This window comes from Winogradskyella sp. 4-2091 (assembly GCF_045765065.1).
Classification (GTDB): domain Bacteria; phylum Bacteroidota; class Bacteroidia; order Flavobacteriales; family Flavobacteriaceae; genus Winogradskyella.
The window spans coordinates 1-22,303 of record NZ_JBJKOD010000010.1; the positions used below are offsets into that span (position 1 = coordinate 1).

A 22,303-nucleotide genomic window follows, 5' to 3' on the forward strand; every position below is an offset into this window, starting at 1 on the left:
CACAGTAGAGTATGACGAGCCAGGTACTGATATCCGTAAAGAATTTAAAGCCCATTTTACCTTGAAACGATAAAGAATAAAGGAGAATAACGATATAAAAAGGCCTAAACATGTAAAATGTTTGGGCCTTTTTTAGTTTACATATTTAATTGTACAGACAATACGTTAAGAAGGACTTATTAATTTAGATAATCAATACAGTTGTATTGTCTACTAACTCATTCTTAAGGGTATGAACATTTTGATGTTGTCTTGGAGTCATTTTTAACTTAGAGTTTCTACTACCAATATAAGTTCTTATTTGAGCTAAATAGATAGGCTTTCATCATAAGCAATAATCTATAAAATAAAAAAAACCAGAGAATTAAAATCCTCTGGCTGTAAATTAATTATGATTTACTTTATTAGATATCAAAACCTAAAGTCAAAATGAAATCTGAGTATTTAGATTGTAATGATGCAGAATCAGTAAGACCTGTATTATAAAGTTGTTGATTAAAATCTCTTTGCGACTGACTGTAAGCAAAATCTAAATTAAAATTTCCAAAGTTGTAACCTAAACCTAAAGAATAGCCATTTAAATCACCATAAAAATCGTTATCTTCATACGGACTTTCTTCGAAATGGTAACCACCTCTAAAACTTACTTGCTTGTATCGATATTCTCCACCAAGTTTATAAGATGCCGAAGTCGTTAATTCATTATTTATCTGATTATTTAGATTTGAGAATAAAATATCAGTTGAAGGCTTAAATTTTGAATTTGTATAATCCTTTACAGAGTAATCAAAACTAATTAATCCAGTTTTACCAAAGACATATGCTAAACTACCAGTAATTTTGCCAGGAGTTTGTAATTTATATTCTTCATAAATATTAATAATGTTGCCAATATAGCTAATTTCAGGATCTGCATTGTTAGAGTCAATACCTTGAGATAATTCATCACTAATTCTGTACCATGTTGGAGAGTTGTATGATAAACCTACTCTTAAATCATTAGTAATTTTAGCAATTGTACCTAATTGAAAAGAAAAACCACTACCTGTAGTGTTTAATAGATTTTCAAAAGCAATATTGTTTACAATAGACCCACTATTATTGTTTGTTTCTCTAAGTCGAGTTAATTTTTCATAGTTAATGAAGTGACTATTCAAATTTAATCCAAAGTATATTTTTTCATTATAATCAGCAGCAAAATTAAAAGCTAATTTTCCATTATAACCAGTTGATGCATAAAGATAATTCTGGTTAAAATTACCTGAAGCGACGTTAGACAAGTAATTAGTTTCATCATTGTTAGTTTCATCATCCAAATTTTCAGGATCTAAAATACCTGACCAATAACCTAAAAATGCTTGTTGAATAGAATATCCATTTTGTAATGTACCGATATCTGCATAAGCATCTTCAATAAATTCTCCAGGAAGGAGTTTCAAGATTCCAAAAGGAATAGTGTTATTGTTTGTAAAGGACAAGAAATAGCTATCTATAGAGGTTGTATTGGTACCACTAGCTACCCATTCGTCATCATAATCTGTAGAACGATCGTATGCAATACTTAACGTAAATTTTCTCCATTTAGAATTAGTATTCGCATTTTTAAATACAAATGCTGCTCCTAACTGATTTAAATCAACATTAGAATTTGATGAACTGTTTAATCCATTAAAATAACTTACATCATTTTTTTTATTAAACAGTCCTAATGATAAGGAGACTTCGCTATTATTAAAAATAGCAGATCCAGCAGGATTAATGTTTACACTAGATAAGTCACCACCTAATGCGCCAAACGCTCCACTCATGGCTCTAAATCTTGCGGTACCTTGGATTTCATCCATAGAATATCGTACAGCATCTGTAATATCTTGAGCTAAAATATAGGACGAGCTTAACAAGCCTATGCTTAACATAAGTAACTTTTTCATAATAATTTTTTTAAAATTTGGAATTAAACTCAAGTCTATCCTCTTCCTCTTCTGCTGCTAGATGAACTACTACTTCTACTGCTACCACTAGACCTAGAACTCGAAGATGATGATCTTACGCTTCCTGATGAGGAACTTCTAGATGATCGAGATGATCTCGTTGTAGTTGATCTTGAGTTACTTCTAGACGGCGTCGTTGTTCTAATTGTTCTGCTAGACGTAGATGATCTTGAAGATCTTGTACTTGGTCTAGTCGTTCTTGTTACATTAGTCGATCTTGACGATGGATTAGCACTTCTTAAACCAGAGCTTCTAGTTGTTGTGGCTGTAGATCTAGTTAATCTTCTAGTAGAATAATTTCTACTAGCTAGCGCTGAATTACTTCTTCTAGACAATGTAGTGTTAGTTCTTCTACTTAAGCTATTATTATATAACAATCCTCTTCTAGAATTATTGTAAGCATATCTATTACGTATTCCGTGATAACCATTAGCAAAACCATAGTTATGATAAGCATACCCAGAAAAGAACCAAGGTGACCCAAAGCCGTAGCCGTAATATCCTCCATAAGCCCAAGTATTATTCCAGCCTATTCCCCAAGGTCTACCCCAATGATTAAATCCGTATCCAAAGCCTCCATTCCACATCCATGGTGAATTGTAGCCATACCAGCCATTATCTATATAATTAATCGTTACAGAATTACTATTTTGTCCCCAACCACCATAAGGTGTTTGTTGTTCTATAGTGTCTTGAGCAGTTTCAACATAATCACTTTCATAAGCATCTATATCCGTAAAAATTTCACTTTCTTCGCTAATAGCATCCATTTCTGCAGAATTCTCAGCAAAGTAATTTTTATAATAATTAGAATTATTCGTTGAAGTTGTTACAACTGGTTCTTCGGTTTCATTTGCATCCGTAGAATAAATACCGTCATTATCGTATCCTGCGTATTGAAATGAACCACAAGAAGTGAGAATAGTAGTTAAACCGAGTACAACAATAAAAGGCATTTTTTTGAGTGTAAAAGTTTTAGTTTGCATATCTTTTTTATTTAATTGTTGAACAATGTAAAAATAGTTAGTTTTGTTGAACTATTTTAATATTTAACATAAGCACAATATCTGTGCCAAAACATAAAAAATGAGTAGAAATCTTACTAGTAGAGCTGAAGATTATTCTAAATGGTATAATGAATTAGTTGTAAAAGCTGATTTAGCTGAAAACTCAGCAGTTAGAGGTTGTATGGTTATTAAACCATATGGTTATGCTATTTGGGAAAAAATGCAAGCAGAGTTAGACAAGATGTTTAAGGAGACCGGACATCAAAATGCCTATTTCCCTTTATTTGTTCCGAAAAGTTTATTTGAAGCAGAAGAAAAAAATGCAGAAGGTTTTGCTAAGGAATGTGCTGTAGTAACACATTATAGATTACAGAACGATCCTGACAATGAAGGTAAGTTAAGAGTAGATCCTGAAGCAAAATTAGAAGAAGAACTTGTAGTAAGACCTACTAGTGAAGCCATAATTTGGAATACATACAAAGGCTGGATACAAAGTTATAGAGATTTACCAATTTTAATCAATCAATGGGCAAATGTAGTGCGTTGGGAAATGCGTACACGTCTATTTTTGCGTACAGCAGAATTTTTATGGCAAGAAGGACATACGGCTCATGCTACAAAAGCAGAAGCATTGGTAGAAGCTGAACAAATGAATGATGTCTACGCCAAATTTGCCGAAGGTTTCATGGCTATTCCTGTAATTAAAGGTGTAAAAACTGAAAGTGAACGTTTCGCAGGTGCAGTAGAAACGTATTGTATTGAAGCTTTAATGCAAGACGGAAAGGCACTTCAAGCAGGTACATCTCACTTTTTAGGTCAAAATTTTGCAAAAGCCTTTGACGTTAAGTTTACGAATAACGAAGGTAAGTTAGATCACGTATGGGCAACATCTTGGGGTGTTTCTACAAGGCTAATGGGAGCATTAATTATGACACATAGTGATGACAAAGGCTTGGTTTTACCTCCAAATTTGGCACCATCTCAAGTCGTTATTGTACCTATATATAAAAGCGATGAGCAATTTGATGCAATCACCGAGAAAGCAGAAAGTATAATAGATGAACTAAAAGCTTTAGGTGTAAGTTGCAAATTTGATAAAAGAACAACGCATAGACCAGGAGCTAAATTTGCTCAGCATGAATTACAAGGTGTGCCATTAAGAATTGCCATTGGACCGAAAGATTTAGAAAATAATACGATTGAGTTAGCAAGACGTGATACATTAACAAAGGAGATTGTTCCAATGGATGGTTTAGCTACTGTTATAAAGAATCTTCTAGAATTAATTCAGAATGAATTATTTAATAAGGCATTGACATATAGAGATGAACATATTACAGAGGTAAATGATTTTGAATCGTTTAAAAAAGTATTAGACACTAAAACTGGGTTCATTTCTGCGCATTGGGATGGAACTGCAGAGTCAGAACAGAAAATTAAGGAGATAACAAAAGCAACTATTCGTTGTATACCTATGAATAATAAAAAGGAGGAAGGTGCCTGTATTTACAGTGGTAAACCATCAACTCAGCGTGTGCTTTTTGCTAAGGCTTATTAATTTTTTTAAAAAAAATTGATTAGGTGTTGCAGAATTTAAAAATAGTTGTATTTTTGCATCCGCAATGGAAACGTTGTAGGTTCATTTAAATCATTTAATAACCAAAATGGCCCGTTCGTCTATCGGCTAGGACGCATGGTTTTCATCCATGTAAGAGGGGTTCGATTCCCCTACGGGCTACAATTTTAATAAGAATAAATATAATGGCAAATCATAAGTCAGCTTTAAAAAGAATTAGAAGTAACGAAAAAAGACGTGTACTTAATAAGTATCACCATAAGACGACTCGTAACGCTATAAAAAAGTTACGTGAAATCACTGATGCTAAAGAAGCTCAAACAATGTTACCATCTGTTATCAGTATGATAGATAAGTTAGCAAAGAAGAATATCATCCATTCTAACAAAGCTGGTAACTTAAAGTCACAATTAACTAAATATGTTGCTGCAATCTAGTTGTAGTTTCTACTAAGATATTGAAAAGTCTTTCCTCAACGGAAAGACTTTTTTGTTTTTACAGAGTCTATATTTTCTTTTTTAATAAATATTAAAAGCGATAATTCATAATATTTGTTAAGCACCTATCTCAGTCTTTATAAGCACTTAGGTTGTACTTGTATCGTAAATAAGTCTAATGGGTTTGCCAAAGAGACTGTGAACCTTGTAAATAAGACTTATAAAGTAGAATTTATTTAGAGCATTGATTTGGATATAGAACTTCTATAAGGGTTTGTTACGGTTCGATATAAGTATTTAGGTTCTGTGAGATATTCAATACTTTAATTACTAATCGTCACTTTTTTAAAATGTCATCAAATTAGTGCTACCTTTGTATAAAATTTAATGTATGCATAAAGCAGGTTTTGTAAATATCATCGGTAATCCTAATGTTGGAAAGTCAACATTAATGAATGCGTTTATAGGCGAAAAATTATCCATAATTACGTCTAAAGCCCAAACGACTAGACATCGTATTTTAGGTATTGTGAATGGCGAAGATTTTCAGGTCGTTTTAAGTGATACACCAGGTATTATTAAACCGGCTTATGAATTACAATCTTCAATGATGGATTTTGTAAAGTCTGCATTTGATGATGCAGATGTACTTATTTATATGGTAGAAATTGGTGAGAAGGAATTAAAGGATGAAGCATTCTTTAATAAAATTAAAAATTCAAAAATTCCTGTTTTATTACTACTGAATAAAATTGATAAATCTAATCAAGAACAACTAGAGGAGCAATCAGAATTATGGCAAAACAAAGTGCCAAATGCTGAATTTTTTCCAATTTCTGCCACAGAAGGTTTTAATGTACAGAACGTATTTAATAGAATTATAGAACTATTACCAGAATCTCCTGCTTTTTATCCTAAGGATCAGTTAACAGATAAGCCAGAACGCTTTTTTGTAAATGAAGCTATTAGAGAAAAAATCTTGATGCATTATAAAAAGGAAATTCCTTATGCAGTTGAAGTAGATACAGAAGAGTTTTTTGAAGAAGAAAATATTATTAGAATGCGATCTGTAATAATGGTAGAGAGAGAAACTCAAAAAGGAATTATTATAGGTCATAAAGGATCTGCTCTAAAAAGAGTAGGAGTAGAAGCTAGAAAAGATTTAGAAAAATTCTTTGGTAAGCAAGTGCATTTAGAACTCTATGTTAAAGTGAATAAAAACTGGAGAAGCAACCAGAATCAGTTGAAGCGTTTTGGGTACAATCAAAAATAGACTTGATTAGTTGTTACTAACGTATTTTTCTTAAAGATTCAATGCTTAGCGATAAGGATTTAAAACTTCATTCATAAAGTTATTCAATTGATGCATTTCAGGCATGCCTTTACTTCTTCCTATTCGTCCTGCAAAGTATAGAATAAACCAAACTAGAATCATTAAAAGTGCTAAGAAAAATTGAATTGAATAATTGCTTTTAAGTGTATAGTTAGTATATGTCCATATACTAAAACCTGTAAATAGGCCTGCCACCACAAAATGTAGAAACATAAATAGTGTCCATACAGTTGGGGTGGGTCCAAAAAGACCGTGAATTACGGACTTATCTTTTTCTTCGATATTAATTTCTAGATGCAATTGAGGTGACCAGAAATGTTGATCTTTCTTCTTGAATTTTATAAATACATGATCGTCAATTCGACTAACAACAAATTTAGATTGTGAAGTTTTTAATTTTTCAAATGCATTTAATAGGATATCATTATTTGTTGGTATGTCATATTTAAATCGCGGTCTTAATACAATATTATTTGATAACGCCATATCATGAAATGACTAAAATTTTATTTTAAGATAAGAAACTCGACACGTCTATTTATAGAGTGTTCTGTTTCTGTACAATTATCTCCACATGGAACTAATGGTTTAGTTTCACCATATCCTACTGATGTTAAACGTTCTCGAGGTATACCATTTTGAACTAAATATTCTAGTGCAGATTTAGCACGTTTATCAGATAAGTCTAGGTTAAACTGAAAGCCTGCTCTAGAATCCGTATGTGCACCAAGTTGTATCTCCATTCTAGGATATTTAACTAATAGTGCAACTAATACATCGAGGGTACTTGCTGCTTGAGGCTTAATATCCCATTTAGCAAAATCGAAATAAATATTTTCTAGTTGAATAAACGTATTACCAAAATCATCATCGGTGACGATATCTTCAGCATCCTTATAAGATTCAATTTCGAGCTCAATGTTAAATTCTATATTTCCCTTATCATTCGTATCAAAATACTCTAATTGAGGTATGTATTTAGGTTGAAAACCTTCAACTGAGTATTGCTGATTAGGTAGAGTTGGTAATTTATATTTACCATCTGCACCTACCACTTGTTCTGCCACTACATTACCGTCTTTATCAAATAAAGTAACGGTTGTGTTTGGTAAAATATCACCTGTAACTTTATCTGTTACCAACCCTTCTATAAAGTAAGTACGTTCTGTATCTATTCTTTTAAAGGTATAGATATTATCTAATCCAGATCTATTAGAGGATAAAAATCCTGTATTTAATGAGTCTACTACTACAAAGGCAAAATCATCTTTTTCACTATTAATAGTTTCTCCTAAATTAAGGGCATCTAAAAACTTATCGTTTCTTACCGAGCTAGAAAACAAATCTAAACCACCAAAGCCATGTTTACCATTTGAGGCAAAGTACAATGTACTGTCTTTAGCAATATATGGATATTGTTCTCGTCTAATAGTATTAATGTTATTTCCCAAATTTACAGGCTCACCAAAAGAATTATCACCTAAAATATCTACATAGAAAATATCAAAAGAACCTAAAGTATTTGGCATATCACTTGAAAAATACAATTTAGTTTCATCCTCGTTTAATGCTGGATGCATTGTAGAATATTCATTACTAGAAAAAGATACAGCTTCAACGTTTTTCCATTCATCATCCACTAATTCAGCTTTAAAAATACTGACAACAGCTATCTTAGTAGAATCTAAATCAATTCTTTTCTTAAGATTTCTTGAGAAATACATTGTTTTTCCGTCTTTGGTAAAAACGGCATTACTCTCATGTTGTTTTACTGTGTTTATTTTTTTACTTAAAGGTAAAATACTATCTAAAGTAATGGTGTCTCCTATAGAAACTTTAGCTTCATATAGATCTAAGTAAGGTTTACCATTCCATTGATAGTTTGGATTCTTAATGTTTTTTGTTGAAGCAAATACAATTTTGTCACCTTTTAGTCCTACACCAAAACTAGACCCACCAACATCTGAAGTAAGATTTACTAATTCGTATTCGTAAGGGATAATTCGTTTTAACAATGATTTAAAACTTTTGGTATTAAAAGGATTGTTCAAGTGATTTGTAGTAATCTCATCCGCTTCGTCATACTTTTTAATGCCTTTTAAAACATCAAAATATTTAAAATAGAATTCATCAGTAAGTTCTGCACTATCCTTTAAATCATAAACTTGTTTATAGGCTTTGTAAGCATTAGCAAACTCTGAATTATAATAATAGCAATCACCAAGTTTCTCTAAATTAGTTGCAGTCTTAGGCAAGTTTGTAAAGATTTCAGCAGCTTCGACATAGGCTCTATTTTCGTATAGCATATCTGCCTTGCTCTTAGATTGTGAGAAAGAAAATACACTAATTGTAAGTGTTGCTAATAGAATATATTGTTTAATCGTTTTCATTTGCTTTTAATTAGAAAAATCTTGGGGATTTATCGTAACCTTTCCCAAGTTTACCAATATTAAATAATAAAAATATTTCGTGAGATCCGGAATTAAAACGACCTAAGTTAGATAAAGTATGGTCATAGGCATATCCTATTCTAACAGCATCAGTCATTGTAAAATTCATCATGCCACTTACCGAATCCTCAAAGCGGTAACCTACGCCAAATTCTACTTTATTGTGAATTAAAACATTTGCGGTTAAATCTACAGATAGACGTGCGCCATCCACATGTTTTGCCATAAATGCATGTTTAAATTTATAATTTTCTCCAAAATCGATAACATACCCACCTGTAAAAAATACATGAATTTTATCTACACCTTCTGTTACAATTCCACTGTCTTCTTGTAAATATTTAGTTTCTAATAAATTTGGAGCCGAAAGCCCTAAATAATAATGTTCTGAGAATAAAAACAACCCTGCTCCAATATTTGGAAAAATATGGTTAATGTTTTCAGCATATGCTGGATCAGGTAGTGGGTCAGAATATACAAAGCCATCAAAATTAGTGCTGAAAAATGTCGCTCCGGCTTTAACGCCAAAGGAAAGTTTTGTAGTCTGACCTACGGGTAGTACATAAGCAATATCTGCATATGCATTGGTTTGTTTAACGACATCTCCAATTTCATCATGTACAAAAGAAATACCTCCTTCTAAACGATCTGTTATGGTTGAATGTGCAAAAAAAGTGGCGGTTGTTGGTCCTCCAATGGATCTAGCCCATTGAGATCTGTATAGTAAACCTAAATTCATTTTAGAACTATCATCTGTAGCGTAAGCAGGATTAATTACACTCATATTATACATGTATTGTGTATACTGAGCATCTTGCTGCGCATGAGAAAATAACCCTAAAACTAGAATTATAATTGTTATGCTATATGTTTTTATTTTACTGATCATTTTAAAGTTTCATAATTATCTATTTAAATAGACTCGTCCTTGTACAGCTTCTGTAATGCCATCATTAAATTCAAGTATATAAAAATAAACACCTACAGGTAGAACGGTATTGTTGTTTTTCCAAGTACCATCCCATTTAGGTGTATTAATATCGCCTTCATAGAGTATATTACCATATCTGTTATAAATACTCAGTTTAAAATTTGGGTAAAGATCATTTAAGAAAAGAATATCAAAAACGTCATTTATATTATCTCCATTTGGTGAAAAACCATCAGGAATTAATAAATCTCCTATACACTCAATAAAACTAATACTTACTTCTAATCTAATATTACTTTCACAACCATTAGTAGATCTAATTGCGCCATAATAAATAACACCCTCTTGTAACTCTGTTGTTGTAGAGTATAACGTTCCGTTTATAGGCTCATCATACCATACTATATTACCTCCTTGTACAACATTGCTAGATAAATCTGCAATGGTTGATTCTTGTTCTGCACAAAATTCGGTTCCATTTTCAATAAGTTCTGGAGTTTCAATTTCTTCCACAAATATTTTAATAGGATTAACAAAGCTTGTGTCTGCATTACAAGTTTGACCAAGTAAGAATAATTGAGATAAAGCTACTTCAGTTTCACCAGGATTCTGTAATAATGATTGTGGTATAGTAAATGAAGCTGTACCATTGACCACTGAAATTACCACTGTATTGGTAGAGGAATTGGCAAGACTTAATTGATATACAATGGCATAATTACCATCAGCTAATTGTGTAGCTCCAGTAATATTAATAATAGCATCTTCTTGGCCTATACACACTACATTATCATCTTGAACTTCCATGGTTAGACCAGTTACATCAGGGAAATCTACGATGTCTACTGTAACTGTAGCTACACTCGTTATATTACATTCTACCGTGATAATTGAGTAGGTATAAACTCCTGTAGCGTCAACGAGAGGATCAAAAACTCCAGTTCCACTTGCCAGAGCTGGAGACCATGTACCACCTGCTACAGGTGCACCTCCCAAGCTGTCAAATAAATCAACTTGGTTGGTATTGTCTATACAAATATTTAGAATGGCATCACTACCAGCACTTGGTATTGTATTTATAGTAACCACCACATCTGCGGTTGCTGGTGGACATGACGACGAACTATTAGAAACGGTATAGGTATATGTTCCTTCTGCATCTAAAGCTGGATCAAAAACACCAGTTCCACTTGACAGTGCTGGCGACCAAGTTCCTCCAGTTTCGGGAGTACCTCCTAAGCTGTCAAATAAATCACTAGGTAAATCATTAATACAAAATTCGATTGCTCCATTTGTTCCTGCATTATTTTCTGTAGAAAAAGTAACATCAACTGTTGCTGAACTTGTGCCACACGATGAAGTGATTGTGTATGTGTAAATACCTTCTGAATCAGAATTAGGATCAAAGATACCTGAGCCGCTTGTTAGTGTTGGAGACCATGTTCCGCCACCTTCAGGCGTGCCTATTAGACTATCAAATAAGTCAACAGATCCTATTGAAATACATAAGTCTAGTATTCCATTATTACCAGCATCTGGTCCTTCTGTAAATGTAACTACTACATCTGCCGTAGCTGTTGGGCAGCTAGATGAACTGCTTGAGATTGTATAAGTGTAGGTGCCTGCTAAATCTACTGCAGGATTAAAGACTCCAGTACCACTCGCGAGTGCTGGAGACCATGTACCACCAACTTGAGGTGTGCCACCTAAACTGTTAAATAAATCTGTTAATGGATCAGTATTACAAAACTCAATAGAGCCATCTGTTCCTGCATCATTTAAAGCAGAGAAATTTACTGTTACAGTAGCTGAACTTGTACCACATGAATTAGTTATTTGGTATGTGTAAGTTCCCTCTAAATCAATAGTTGGATCAAAAACTCCTGTTCCACTTGTAAGTGCAGGCGACCAAGTTCCACCCATTTCAGGAATACCAGAAAGACTATCAAATAAATCTACAGTCGCTGTACTATTACATAAGTTAAGTGTTCCGTTGTTTCCTGCATTTGCTAATTGATCTATTGTTACTGTTATCTCTGCAGTTGCAGTTGGGCAATTAGATGCACTATTAGAAATGGTATATGTGTATGTTCCGGCTGCATCTATTGACGGATCAAAAATGCCAGTTCCACTAACTAGAGCAGGTGTCCATAGTCCTCCTGTATTAGGTGTTCCTCCTAAGCTGTCAAATAAATCAACAGAAGTGTCTGTATTACAAAGTACTATAGATCCATTTGTTCCCGCGTCATTCAATTCTGAGAATGTAACTACAACTTCAGCTGAGTCCATTCCACATGAATTATTTAATGTATAGGTGTAAGTGCCTTCTAAGTCAATGTTTGGATCAAAAATACCTGTGCCACTTGTTAATGCAGGAGTCCAAGTTCCTCCTGTTTCTGGAGTTCCTGCAAGACTATCAAAAAGATCTACTGTTGCTGTACTGTTACATAAGTTTAAAGTTCCGTTATTACCAGCGTTAGGACTTTCAGTAACAGTAACTATGACATTGGCTTCTGCACTTGGACAGTCAGACGCACTATTAAATATCGTATAAGTGTATGTGCCTGAAGCATCGATAGCAGGATTAAAAACTCCTGTGCCACTTGCCAATGTTGGAGACCATGTTCCTCCAACTTGTGGAGTGCCACCTAGGCTATTGAACAAATCTATAGTTGCATCGGATTCACATAATTCTAAAGTACCATTTGTGCCTGCATCATTTAAATCTGAGTAAGAGACTGAAACGTTCGCAGAGCTAGTACCACATGAGTTAGTTAATGTGTATGTATAGACACCTTCAGGATCTATGTTAGGATCAAAAACTCCTGTTCCACTCGTTAATGCTGGCGACCATGTTCCACCAGTTTCAGGTGTTCCCGCCAAACTATCAAATAAATCTAAAGACGTAGTACTATTACACAAGTTTAAAGTTCCGTTGTTACCAGCGTCTGGACCTTGTATCACATTAACAGTTACTTCTGCTGTAACACTAGGGCATAATGAATCAGTATTAGATACAGTATACGTATAAACACCGCCATTATCTAAACTTGGATCAAAAATTCCAGTTCCACTATTAAGTGCAGGCGACCATGTTCCTCCAGAATCTGGTGTACCGCCTAAACTATTAAATAGGTCTATACTAGAATCTGTTGCACACAACTCTATAGTTCCATCTGTTCCTGCATCATTTAAATTAGTAAATGTTACCGTAACATCCGCAGAGCTCATTCCGCATATATTTGAAATGGTATAGGTATACACACCTTCTGGGTCAACATTGGGATCAAAAATACCAGTTCCACTACTAAGTGCAGGAGACCAAGTTCCATCGGTTTGAGTAACACCTGTAAGGCTATTAAATAAGTCTACTGTAGCCGTGTTGTTACACAAATTGAGGGTTCCGTCATTACTACTATTTAATTCTTGAGGAAATATTACTGTAATAGTTGCGCTATCATCAGGACATATTGTGGTACTATTAGATACAGTATAAGAGTAAGTCCCAGCTGAATCTATGGATGGATCAAATATGCCAGTTCCGCTATTAAGAGTAGGAGACCAAATGCCTCCTAAATCTGGCGAACCACCTAAGCTATCAAAAAGATTTATTGCTGCATCATTTGTACAAATTTCTACAATTCCATTAATTCCAGCTTGATTAGCGTCATCAACACTAACGGAAACAGTAGCTGTACTATTTCCGCAGTTAACTGTGGTTATAGTGTAAGTGTAGGTTCCTACTGTATCTAAATTTGGATTAAATATTCCTGTGCCGCTACTAAGCGATGGCGACCAAGCTCCTCCTGTTTGAGGTGTGCCTTCAAGACTATCAAATAAATCTGCATTAAAATCTAAACTACATAAGATTAATGTTCCGTCTAGACCAGCATCTGGCGAAACCTCTATTGATACGTTTACAGTTGCAGTATCGTCAGGACAAAGTCCTGTTCCTGTTGTGGTATAAGTATATATACCTTCTGGGTCAACTAATGGATCAAACAATCCTGAGCCACTATTAAGTGCAGGTGTCCAAACACCGCCTGTAGTAGGTGTACCACCTAAACTATCAAATAAATCAATTAATCCATCTTCAGAACATGCAGTTACGGCACCATCTAGTCCAGCACTAGCAAATGCAGAAACTGATATAGTTACGGTCGCAGAAACATCAGCACAAGGATCAGTTCCAGTAACTGTATACGTATAAGTACCATCTGCATCAATCAATGGGTCAAATAAACTTGAGCCACTATTAAGCACAGGTGACCAAACACCACCTGCATCTGGAGTACCGTTTAAGGTGGTAAATAAATCTACTATTCCTTCGTTGTCACATAGAATTAATGTGGCATTTTGACCAGCATTAGGTTCTTCAATAATTATAACTTCAACTTCAGCTGAAACATCAGGACAAGGCGCAGTACCTGTAATTGTATATGTGTAAATTCCCGGAGCATCAACCGCTGGGTCAAAAACGCCAGTTCCGCTTGAAAGGGCAGGCGACCATGATCCTCCAGTTTCAGGTGAGCCACCTAAATTAGAAAATAGGTCTACGATAGTTAAATCATTGCTACATATTTCTAGGACACCGTTTAATCCGGCATCAGATAATGAATTAATAACCACTGTGACTGTAGCAGAATCTCCAGGGCAAGGTATGGTATCTGGAAAGGTATAAGTATATACTGTAGCAGGATCAATTAAAGGATCAAAAATGCCTGTTCCACTGTTCAAAGCAGGTGACCATGTTCCTCCTGTATCTGGTGTTCCTCCAAGGCTATCGAATAAATCTATAGTGCCAACATTGTCACATATTTCAACACTACCATTTTCTCCAGCATCGCTAAAATCATTTACAGTTACATCAACGGTTGATGTGGCATCTGCACAAGGAGAAGTTCCACTTACCGTATAGGTGTAAATTCCTGAGGGATCAACAGCTGGATCAAAAATACTAGTTCCACTAGCTAAAGCAGGCGACCAAATACCACCAGCCTCTGGTGTACCACCTAAACTTAAAAATAAATCGATAGAACTGTCTATACTACAGAGTAATTCTGAACTGTTTGTACCTGCGTTTGGCGCATCAATAATTGACACTGTTACGGTTGCGGAATCATCAGGACAGCTGTTATTTGAAGGTACAGTATATGTGTAAACTCCAGAAGTATCGAGATTAGGATTATAAACACCCGTGCCACTATTTAATGCAGGTGACCAATTACCACCAGTTTCTGGTGTACCACCTAAAGAAGAAAATAAATCATAAGTTGTGCCTGTTTCGTTTTCACATACATCTAAAATACCATCATTACCAGCATCAGGTCCAGTTTCCAGAAGAACTAATACACTTAATCTTCCGAGACTTTCACAAGGAGGATCCACAGTTGTTGCATAATATGTTTGTCCATTTATTAATGGTGTTGTTGGAGCTAAAGGAAAAGAGGAAAAGAGTGATATGTACCAATTATTGTTACCACTAGCTACTAAATCGCCTACAGTAGGTGTTGAACCAGATGAGATACAAAATTCTTGAATCATGTCTCCAGTAGGTGTAGGATTTAAACCTACATTTACTAGAACGGCAAGCCTTGATGTTCTACAACTTCCGTCAGGAATTGCTTGATCAGCGTAATAAATAGCTTCATCTATTAACACATCAGTATTATTTAACGGTATTCCTCCTGTTGATGATAAATACCATTGTACATCATTTCCTGCAGCGACCAAATCTCCAACAGTAGCTAGAGATGCCGACTCTACACAAAAACCTTGAAAATTGTCACCAATTGGTTGAATATATATTGTAATATCTACACGTTGACGTGCACCACATGTACCAGTGCTATCATCTGCATAATAATCTTCACCATTTATAAGATTGTCCGAATTAGACAGAGGAATTGTTGAAGTCGCAGTATCGTACCAAACAATACCACCACCATTATCTGTAGCAATTAAATCACCTACTAAAACAGATTGGGTATTACATAAAATCTGATTGCTTTCTGTAACCGTAGGACACTGTGCATTAACACTAGTTAAAACACCTGAAATTGAAATAAGAAGAAACGCTAATAGTATAGAATAACTTTTAAAACTGTACTTTTTGGCTTTCATTAAAAAAATTTAAATAATTACTTTTAGTTGAAATCGATGCCATGGATTAAGAACAGCAAGTTCAAAATAAAATCGTTGTCTTGCTAATTTGTAAGATTAAGGGGGAAACAAATATATGTAAATAGCGTTTACATAGCAAAATTAAAATATGACAGTTTTAAAGTATTTTTTTATTTCTTTGGTTAAAAGTGTTAATCTACTTCTATTAATCCTTCATTTGAATTGTATTGTAACAAATGAAGACCTGAATTAGAATAATTTGAGGCATTAGATTTTTTGTATTCAAACCTTAAGTGAGGGTGTTCTGTTACGATATTATTAGCAGTTTCTTCAAATGAAGTATTTTGCGCTAATCTCAGTAAAATATCCAATGTAATATCAAACCCTAATATAGCATGTCTCGATGGTGCTATTTCGAATACATCCTTATAACTACGTTTAAAATCCTTGATATCTTTTTTGTTTTGAGGGTCTAAAACAGAAGGGAAGATAAGTTTTAAAACACGAAATCTCATATCGGAAACTTGGCCTTGTTTTGGTATTAAAGCAGATTCTAATAAGGCTAGTTCAATATTATAATTCGATAATTTGCTCATTAATGCAGTAGTTGAATTTAGAAACACACTGGTTTTATCACTATCTAATATTACATAATTTAGCTTATTAGTACTTAAAGCATTTTCTAATACATTAGGACTAAAATTTCCTGAATTATCAACTTTTAAAAATTTTGCGTTAGGAATAATACTTTGTACTAACACTTTATTCTTAGATTCCTCCTCTTCACTTACTACAATTACTCTAGCATTTTGCAATGCTAAATAATTTAAAGTTTTAATTTTTTGAAACTCATCACTAGGTATTGTTTTGTAGATTTGGCTACTATCATTAGCAACTAAATTAGATTCTATATCAACTACAGCGACATCTTCATTAGAATTAATTTTAGGAAAATGTGATGGATTGTCTAAAAAAGGAACAAGAAGTACATTTTTTTGGTGTGTACTATTGATGTCAAGTTTTGTTTTGGCTATGTTTTTCTTAATTAAAGTAACATCAAAATCTAAATTTAGAGCTTTAGCAGAATCAATAGCAATTTGAGCACCTTGGAAAAAATCAATGTAAAATTGTTGGTCAGGATCTGCGTTAACCATGTTTTGTCTTTCCTCCGGAGAACTAAGCTCTTGGCTAGAAAACGGTGTGTAAAAATATAAACCTGTTGTGGTTTCAGTATTTAAATTTGAAAATAATTGCGCATTTCTATTACTCGTATTTACAAGAATTTCATTGGTAGTATTATCTAAATTAACAGCAGTAGATTGCGTGTTCTGATTCGGGTTTCTAGGCATTTTGATAATGTCACCTTTGTTAACAGCATCTCTCAAGCTAGGGTTTAATGTCATAAGGTCTTCCATAGACATGCCAGCCTTCCTAGATAAACCATAAAGTGTTTCCTGAGGTTGAATAGTGTAATCAATGTAATCACCTTCTGTATTACTAATGTTCGTTTCGGTTACAGTATTTGTTTCTGTTGTATTAGATTCGGTATCAATACTAGTTATACTGTTTGGCTTGTTGGTGTCTATGCGATGACCTGCCATTAACATGTCTACAATATGTGGATTGTTTTCTTCGAGCTCAGCAATCGTCATATTGAAACGTCTTGCTAACTCAAATTTAGTGTCTCCTTTTTGTACTAAATATTCTCCGTCATTAGTTATAACGGAATTTTGGTCAGGTATGATAAGTGTTTGTCCTATTTGCAAAAACTCTGAAAGTTGACTAGAGTTTGCCGCTTCTAATTGTGCTACACTTATACCATTGTTTCTGGCAATTCCCCATAAAGTTTCTCCTTTAACGACAATGTGTTCTCCAGGGCCAGCCTTTGGTGCTTGCTCTGCAATTGTATTATCAACATTTATAATGTGTCCTGCTTGCAGCATCCTAACGATATGAGGATTCTGTTGCTCTAACATGGCTATGCTTACACCAAATCTCCTTGAAAGTCCAGATTTAGTTTCTCCTCGTTGTACTTCGTAATTAGAAATACCATTTGCAGTAACTTCAGTATTTGTTGAGGTCGTGTTATTAGTTGAAGAATTAGGAATTAGTAATGTTCTACCAGCATAAATTACGTCTCTAGAACCAGGATTAAGATCAAAAATAGCATTAACGCTTACTCCATATTGTCTTGAAATCTGATAAACACTTTCTCCTTTTTGTATCGAATGGACAATATTATCTTGTTGAGCAGTTGCCAGTTTAGATCCTAAAATCAAAACTATGATCACCATAAAATATTTCCCCATTCTTATTTGAATTTTAATTACTTAATAGCACTTGAATCAAGTAAACAAGTGCAATTTTGCTTGGTTTTCATCGTGATAAGTATTCAAGAAAAGGGGCGAACTCTTGAGCGATTTAAGCAGTAATTGCCTTACGTTTGATGATAAAAAAAACCATTATATATACAAACATTAAAATTACTAAAAATATAAGTGTTATAGTTTTATTTAAGACTTGTTATCAACAGGATATTAACAATATTTTTTCTGTAATTATCTCGTTTATTTAGATTGATATTTTGTTTTTAATTCTGTCTAGTTAAAAGACCTCTAATAGTTAACAATTAGTAATGCTTATGTACTATCTTTGTCGTCTTAAATAATAAATAATGAGTAGTATAGTAGCTGTAGTTGGTCGTCCTAATGTTGGTAAGTCAACCTTTTTTAATCGTCTTATCAAAAGACGTGAGGCTATAGTTGATGCCGTTAGTGGTGTAACTAGAGATAGACATTACGGAAAAACAGATTGGAACGGAAAAGAATTTTCTCTAATTGATACTGGTGGATATGTTGTTGGTAGTGATGATATATTTGAAGCAGAAATTGATAAGCAAGTAGAGTTGGCTATTGAAGAAGCAGATGCTATTATTTTTATGGTAGATGTTGAGACAGGTGTTACAGGCATGGATGAAGATGTTGCTCAACTTTTAAGAAAAATAAAAAAGCCAGTCTTTCTGGTGGTCAATAAAGTAGATAACAACAAACGATTAGAAGATGCTGTTGAGTTTTATTCACTTGGTTTAGGTGAGTATTTTGCGATAGCAAGTATTAATGGAAGTGGAACAGGAGATTTGCTAGACGCTTTAGTTAAGGCTTTACCAGAAAAAGAAGAGGTTGAGGAAGATGAATTGCCACGCTTTGCCGTTGTTGGCAGACCAAATGCAGGTAAATCTTCTTTTATAAATGCACTAATTGGTGAAGACCGTTATATCGTTACTGATATTGCTGGTACCACAAGAGATGCTATTGATACTAAATATAACCGATTTGGTTTTGAGTTTAACTTAGTAGATACAGCAGGAATAAGACGTAAATCTAAAGTAAAAGAAGATTTAGAATTTTACTCTGTAATGCGAAGTGTAAGAGCTATTGAACATTGTGATGTTTGTTTAGTCGTAGTTGATGCTACTCGTGGTTTTGATGGGCAAGTACAAAATATCTTTTGGTTGGCTGAACGCAATAGAAAAGGAATTGTAATACTTATCAATAAATGGGATTTAGTTGAGAAATCTACAAAAACAGCTAAAGAATTTGAGAAGCATATTAGAAATGAAATAGCACCTTTTACAGATGTGCCTATTGTTTTTATATCAGTATTGAATAAGCAACGTATATTTAAAGCTATTGAAACGGCTGTTGAAGTTTACCAAAATAGAGCAAAACGTATTAAAACGAGTGTGCTAAACGAAACATTATTACCAATTATTGAGCATCAACCACCACCAGCTTATAAAGGTAAATTTGTAAAAATTAAATATATAATGCAGTTGCCAACACCACAACCGCAATTTGCATTTTTCTGTAATTTGCCACAGTATGTGAAAGAACCTTACAAGCGTTTTTTAGAAAATAAATTGCGTGATCAGTTTGATTTTAATGGTGTGCCAGTGAGTGTTTACATGCGAAAAAAATAATTTCACATGAAAATAAAGTTGGTCTACACTATTATATTATTTCTAAGTTATTGTGGGTATTCGCAAAATGTACCTCCAGAAATAAGTATAACAGGTGGTCAAACGTATTGCGCTAATGTATCTGTTCCAATTGTTAGTTCTGCGGTTATTACCGATCAAAACCCAGAAGATACAACGTTATCACAGGTTTTTATTCAGATTTCAGAAGGCTATGAATTGGGACAAGATGTTTTAGAATTATTTGGTAGTCATTCAAATATTACCTCTGGTTGGGATATTGCGCAAGGCCGTTTATCGCTTATTGGTCCTGCTACGTTTGAAGAATTTTCTGCAGCTATTGAAAATGTAATGTTTCAAACAAGTCAAACGATTTTTACTCAGAACAGGCAATTTTCAATCAACTTAGGGAATGCTAATTACTTACCAAGTACAGGTCATTATTATTTTTATGTTGAAGCTACAAGTATAACTTGGACAGAAGCGAGAGACGCAGCTGCTGCTCAAGATTATTTTGGATTACAAGGATATTTAGCAACAATTACAACAGAAGAAGAATCTCAATTGACTGGTGCACAAAGTGCTGGTACAGGATGGATAGGTGGTTCTGATGAAGAAACTGAAGGTGTTTGGAAATGGATGACAGGACCAGAAGCTGGTCAAGTTTTTTGGCAAGGTGTATCTAATGGATTTGCACCTAATGATATGTTTGCATTTTGGAATACCAATGAGCCAAACGACTTTAATGATGAAAATTATGCGCATATCACAGATCCATCAATTGGTGTTTCGGGATCTTGGAACGATCTCGGAAATGAAGGAGATATTAATCCTGGTAGTCCATATCATCCCAAAGGTTATATTGTAGAATTTGGTGGATTGCCAAATGAACCTGAGATTGATTTATCTGCGAGCAGTACTTTAATAATGCCTAGAGTTACGAGCAATCCGGTTTCATACTGTGGTGAAGGTTTTTATAATTTAACTGTAGAAACGTCAACCGATGATGTTTGGTGGTTCGAAAATGAAAATGGAGCAGTTCCAATTAATTCTGGATTAGAATATGATGTTAATCTAAATGGGACCACTACATTTTGGTTATTACCAGCTGTTCAAGGTTGTGCAACTAACACTAGAGTACCTTATACGGTGACAATTTTTACGAATCCAGAAGTTTCAGATGTGGTTATTACTCAATGTGAGGATGATGTCATGGATGGAATTTCAAACTTTAAGTTAAGCGATTATAATGATGTTATTGTCTCTGGTAGTTTAGTAAATATTGAGGTAGATTTTTATGATTCAATTGACTTGTTTAATTCAATAGATGACCAATCCTATACTAACTTGGCTAATAATCAAATTGTGTATGCATTGGCAACAGATACCACAACAGGATGCAGTAATATTGCCGAAGTGACACTGTCTGTTAATACAACGATAGCAAATATTGCTACTTTAAGTGAGTGCGATAACATCAACGAAACAGGTTTAGTAAACTTTGATTTGAGTTTAGCAAATGCGCAAATTTTAAACAATGAAGCTTCTGATATTTCAATCTTAGGATACTATGAAACTTATAATGATGCTTTAGTTGAAGAGAATGAAATAGCAAGTAATTACACAAATACTGAGGTATATAACCAAACAGTATATGCAAGATTAGAACAAAACGGAAGTTGTTATAGTATTGCGAAAATTAATTTAGTTGTAGAAAGTCTTCCAATTTTGGAGGAAGACAACATTGTATATTATTGTACCAATAGTTATCCTGAAACAATAAGGCTTAATGGAGGCATTGCTGAAGATATTCCAAATAACTATTATTACAATTGGTCAACAGGAGAAACAACAATGTCTATTGAAGTCAATGAGCCTGGAACATACTCTGTAGAAGTGACAAAACCATTAGGTTGCACAAATGAAAGAGTAATTACTGTATTGCCAGCAAATACTGCTGAGGTTGAAAGTATAGAGGTAATTGATTTATCAGAAAACAATACCATTACTGTTTTAGTTTCAGGCGAAGGTGAATATTTATATTCGTTAGATAGCGAGAATGGCATTTATCAAATATCTCCTATTTTTGAAAATGTACCATCAGGTTTACATGACGTTTTTGTAAAAGATATTAAAGCTGATTGCGGTATTGTATCTGCAGAAATTTCTGTTTTAGGATTTCCTAAGTTTTTCACACCAAATGGAGACACTATAAATGATGTATGGCAAATAAAAGGCGTTTCTCTAGAGGATAATGTTATAGAAAGTGTTACTATATTTAATCGCTATGGTAAATTAATTACGGTGTTGAGTTCAAAAAATCCGTTTTGGGATGGTTCTTATAACGGAAAGTTAATGGCAACAGATGATTATTGGTTTGTAGCTGAATTATTAGATGGAAGAGTTAACTCGGGTCATTTTTCTCTAAAAAGATAGATTGAAATAATTAGCTTATAATTTTCATACAATTTTTTATTTT

The 22,303-nt window shown here is 33.8% G+C and carries 12 protein-coding genes and 1 tRNA gene; 6 read left to right on the top strand and 7 right to left on the bottom strand.

Annotation, left to right across the window (positions count from 1 at the left end; genetic code table 11):
* Window positions 1-404: 404 nt before the first annotated feature.
* Window positions 405-1,931 (bottom strand): OmpP1/FadL family transporter, encoded by a 1,527-nt coding sequence (locus ACJBCC_RS12940; RefSeq protein ID WP_299103388.1) that lies wholly within the window; start codon window positions 1,929-1,931, stop codon window positions 405-407.
* A gap of 35 nt (window positions 1,932-1,966) precedes the next feature.
* Window positions 1,967-2,977: a hypothetical protein gene (locus ACJBCC_RS12945; protein WP_299103391.1), complete on the bottom strand. Its 1,011-nt coding sequence runs from the start codon at window positions 2,975-2,977 to the stop codon at window positions 1,967-1,969.
* A gap of 100 nt (window positions 2,978-3,077) precedes the next feature.
* Here ACJBCC_RS12945 and proS point away from each other — a divergent pair, with 100 nt between their 5' ends.
* From proS to era, 4 genes are all read left to right on the top strand, one after another.
* Complete coding sequence (proS, locus tag ACJBCC_RS12950; protein WP_407557403.1) at window positions 3,078-4,556, top strand: proline--tRNA ligase; 1,479 nt, start codon at window positions 3,078-3,080, stop codon at window positions 4,554-4,556.
* A 108-nt stretch (window positions 4,557-4,664) separates the two neighbouring features.
* Window positions 4,665-4,736, top strand: a tRNA-Glu gene (locus tag ACJBCC_RS12955).
* Window positions 4,737-4,759: 23 nt separating this feature from the next.
* A complete protein-coding gene (gene rpsT, locus ACJBCC_RS12960; protein WP_299103395.1) occupies window positions 4,760-5,011 on the top strand; it encodes a 30S ribosomal protein S20 in 252 nt (83 codons plus the stop codon).
* A gap of 391 nt (window positions 5,012-5,402) precedes the next feature.
* Complete coding sequence (gene era, locus ACJBCC_RS12965; protein WP_299103397.1) at window positions 5,403-6,284, top strand: GTPase Era; 882 nt, start codon at window positions 5,403-5,405, stop codon at window positions 6,282-6,284.
* 45 nt (window positions 6,285-6,329) lie between these two features.
* Here the strand turns inward: era and ACJBCC_RS12970 are convergent, their stop codons facing one another.
* The 5 genes from ACJBCC_RS12970 to ACJBCC_RS12990 form a co-directional block, all read right to left on the bottom strand.
* Entirely contained in the window at window positions 6,330-6,830 is a 501-nt protein-coding gene (locus ACJBCC_RS12970; RefSeq protein WP_299103399.1) for a GTP-binding protein, read from the bottom strand.
* Window positions 6,831-6,850: 20 nt separating this feature from the next.
* Window positions 6,851-8,734: an OmpA family protein gene (locus ACJBCC_RS12975; protein WP_299103401.1), complete on the bottom strand. Its 1,884-nt coding sequence runs from the start codon at window positions 8,732-8,734 to the stop codon at window positions 6,851-6,853.
* Between the two features lie 10 nt (window positions 8,735-8,744).
* The gene (locus ACJBCC_RS12980; protein ID WP_299103402.1) at window positions 8,745-9,683 is read right to left on the bottom strand and encodes a type IX secretion system membrane protein PorP/SprF; all 939 of its coding nucleotides are present in this window, start codon (window positions 9,681-9,683) and stop codon (window positions 8,745-8,747) included.
* Between the two features lie 15 nt (window positions 9,684-9,698).
* Complete coding sequence (locus ACJBCC_RS12985; protein WP_407557404.1) at window positions 9,699-15,848, bottom strand: gliding motility-associated C-terminal domain-containing protein; 6,150 nt, start codon at window positions 15,846-15,848, stop codon at window positions 9,699-9,701.
* A 191-nt stretch (window positions 15,849-16,039) separates the two neighbouring features.
* Window positions 16,040-18,157: a LysM peptidoglycan-binding domain-containing protein gene (locus tag ACJBCC_RS12990; protein WP_299103404.1), complete on the bottom strand. Its 2,118-nt coding sequence runs from the start codon at window positions 18,155-18,157 to the stop codon at window positions 16,040-16,042.
* 365 nt (window positions 18,158-18,522) lie between these two features.
* On the opposite strand from ACJBCC_RS12990, the gene der reads away from it, so the two are divergent.
* The gene (gene der, locus ACJBCC_RS12995; RefSeq protein WP_299103405.1) at window positions 18,523-19,827 is read left to right on the top strand and encodes a ribosome biogenesis GTPase Der; all 1,305 of its coding nucleotides are present in this window, start codon (window positions 18,523-18,525) and stop codon (window positions 19,825-19,827) included.
* 6 nt (window positions 19,828-19,833) lie between these two features.
* Entirely contained in the window at window positions 19,834-22,260 is a 2,427-nt protein-coding gene (locus ACJBCC_RS13000) for a T9SS type B sorting domain-containing protein (protein WP_407557405.1), read from the top strand.
* The last annotated feature ends 43 nt before the right edge of the window (window positions 22,261-22,303 follow it).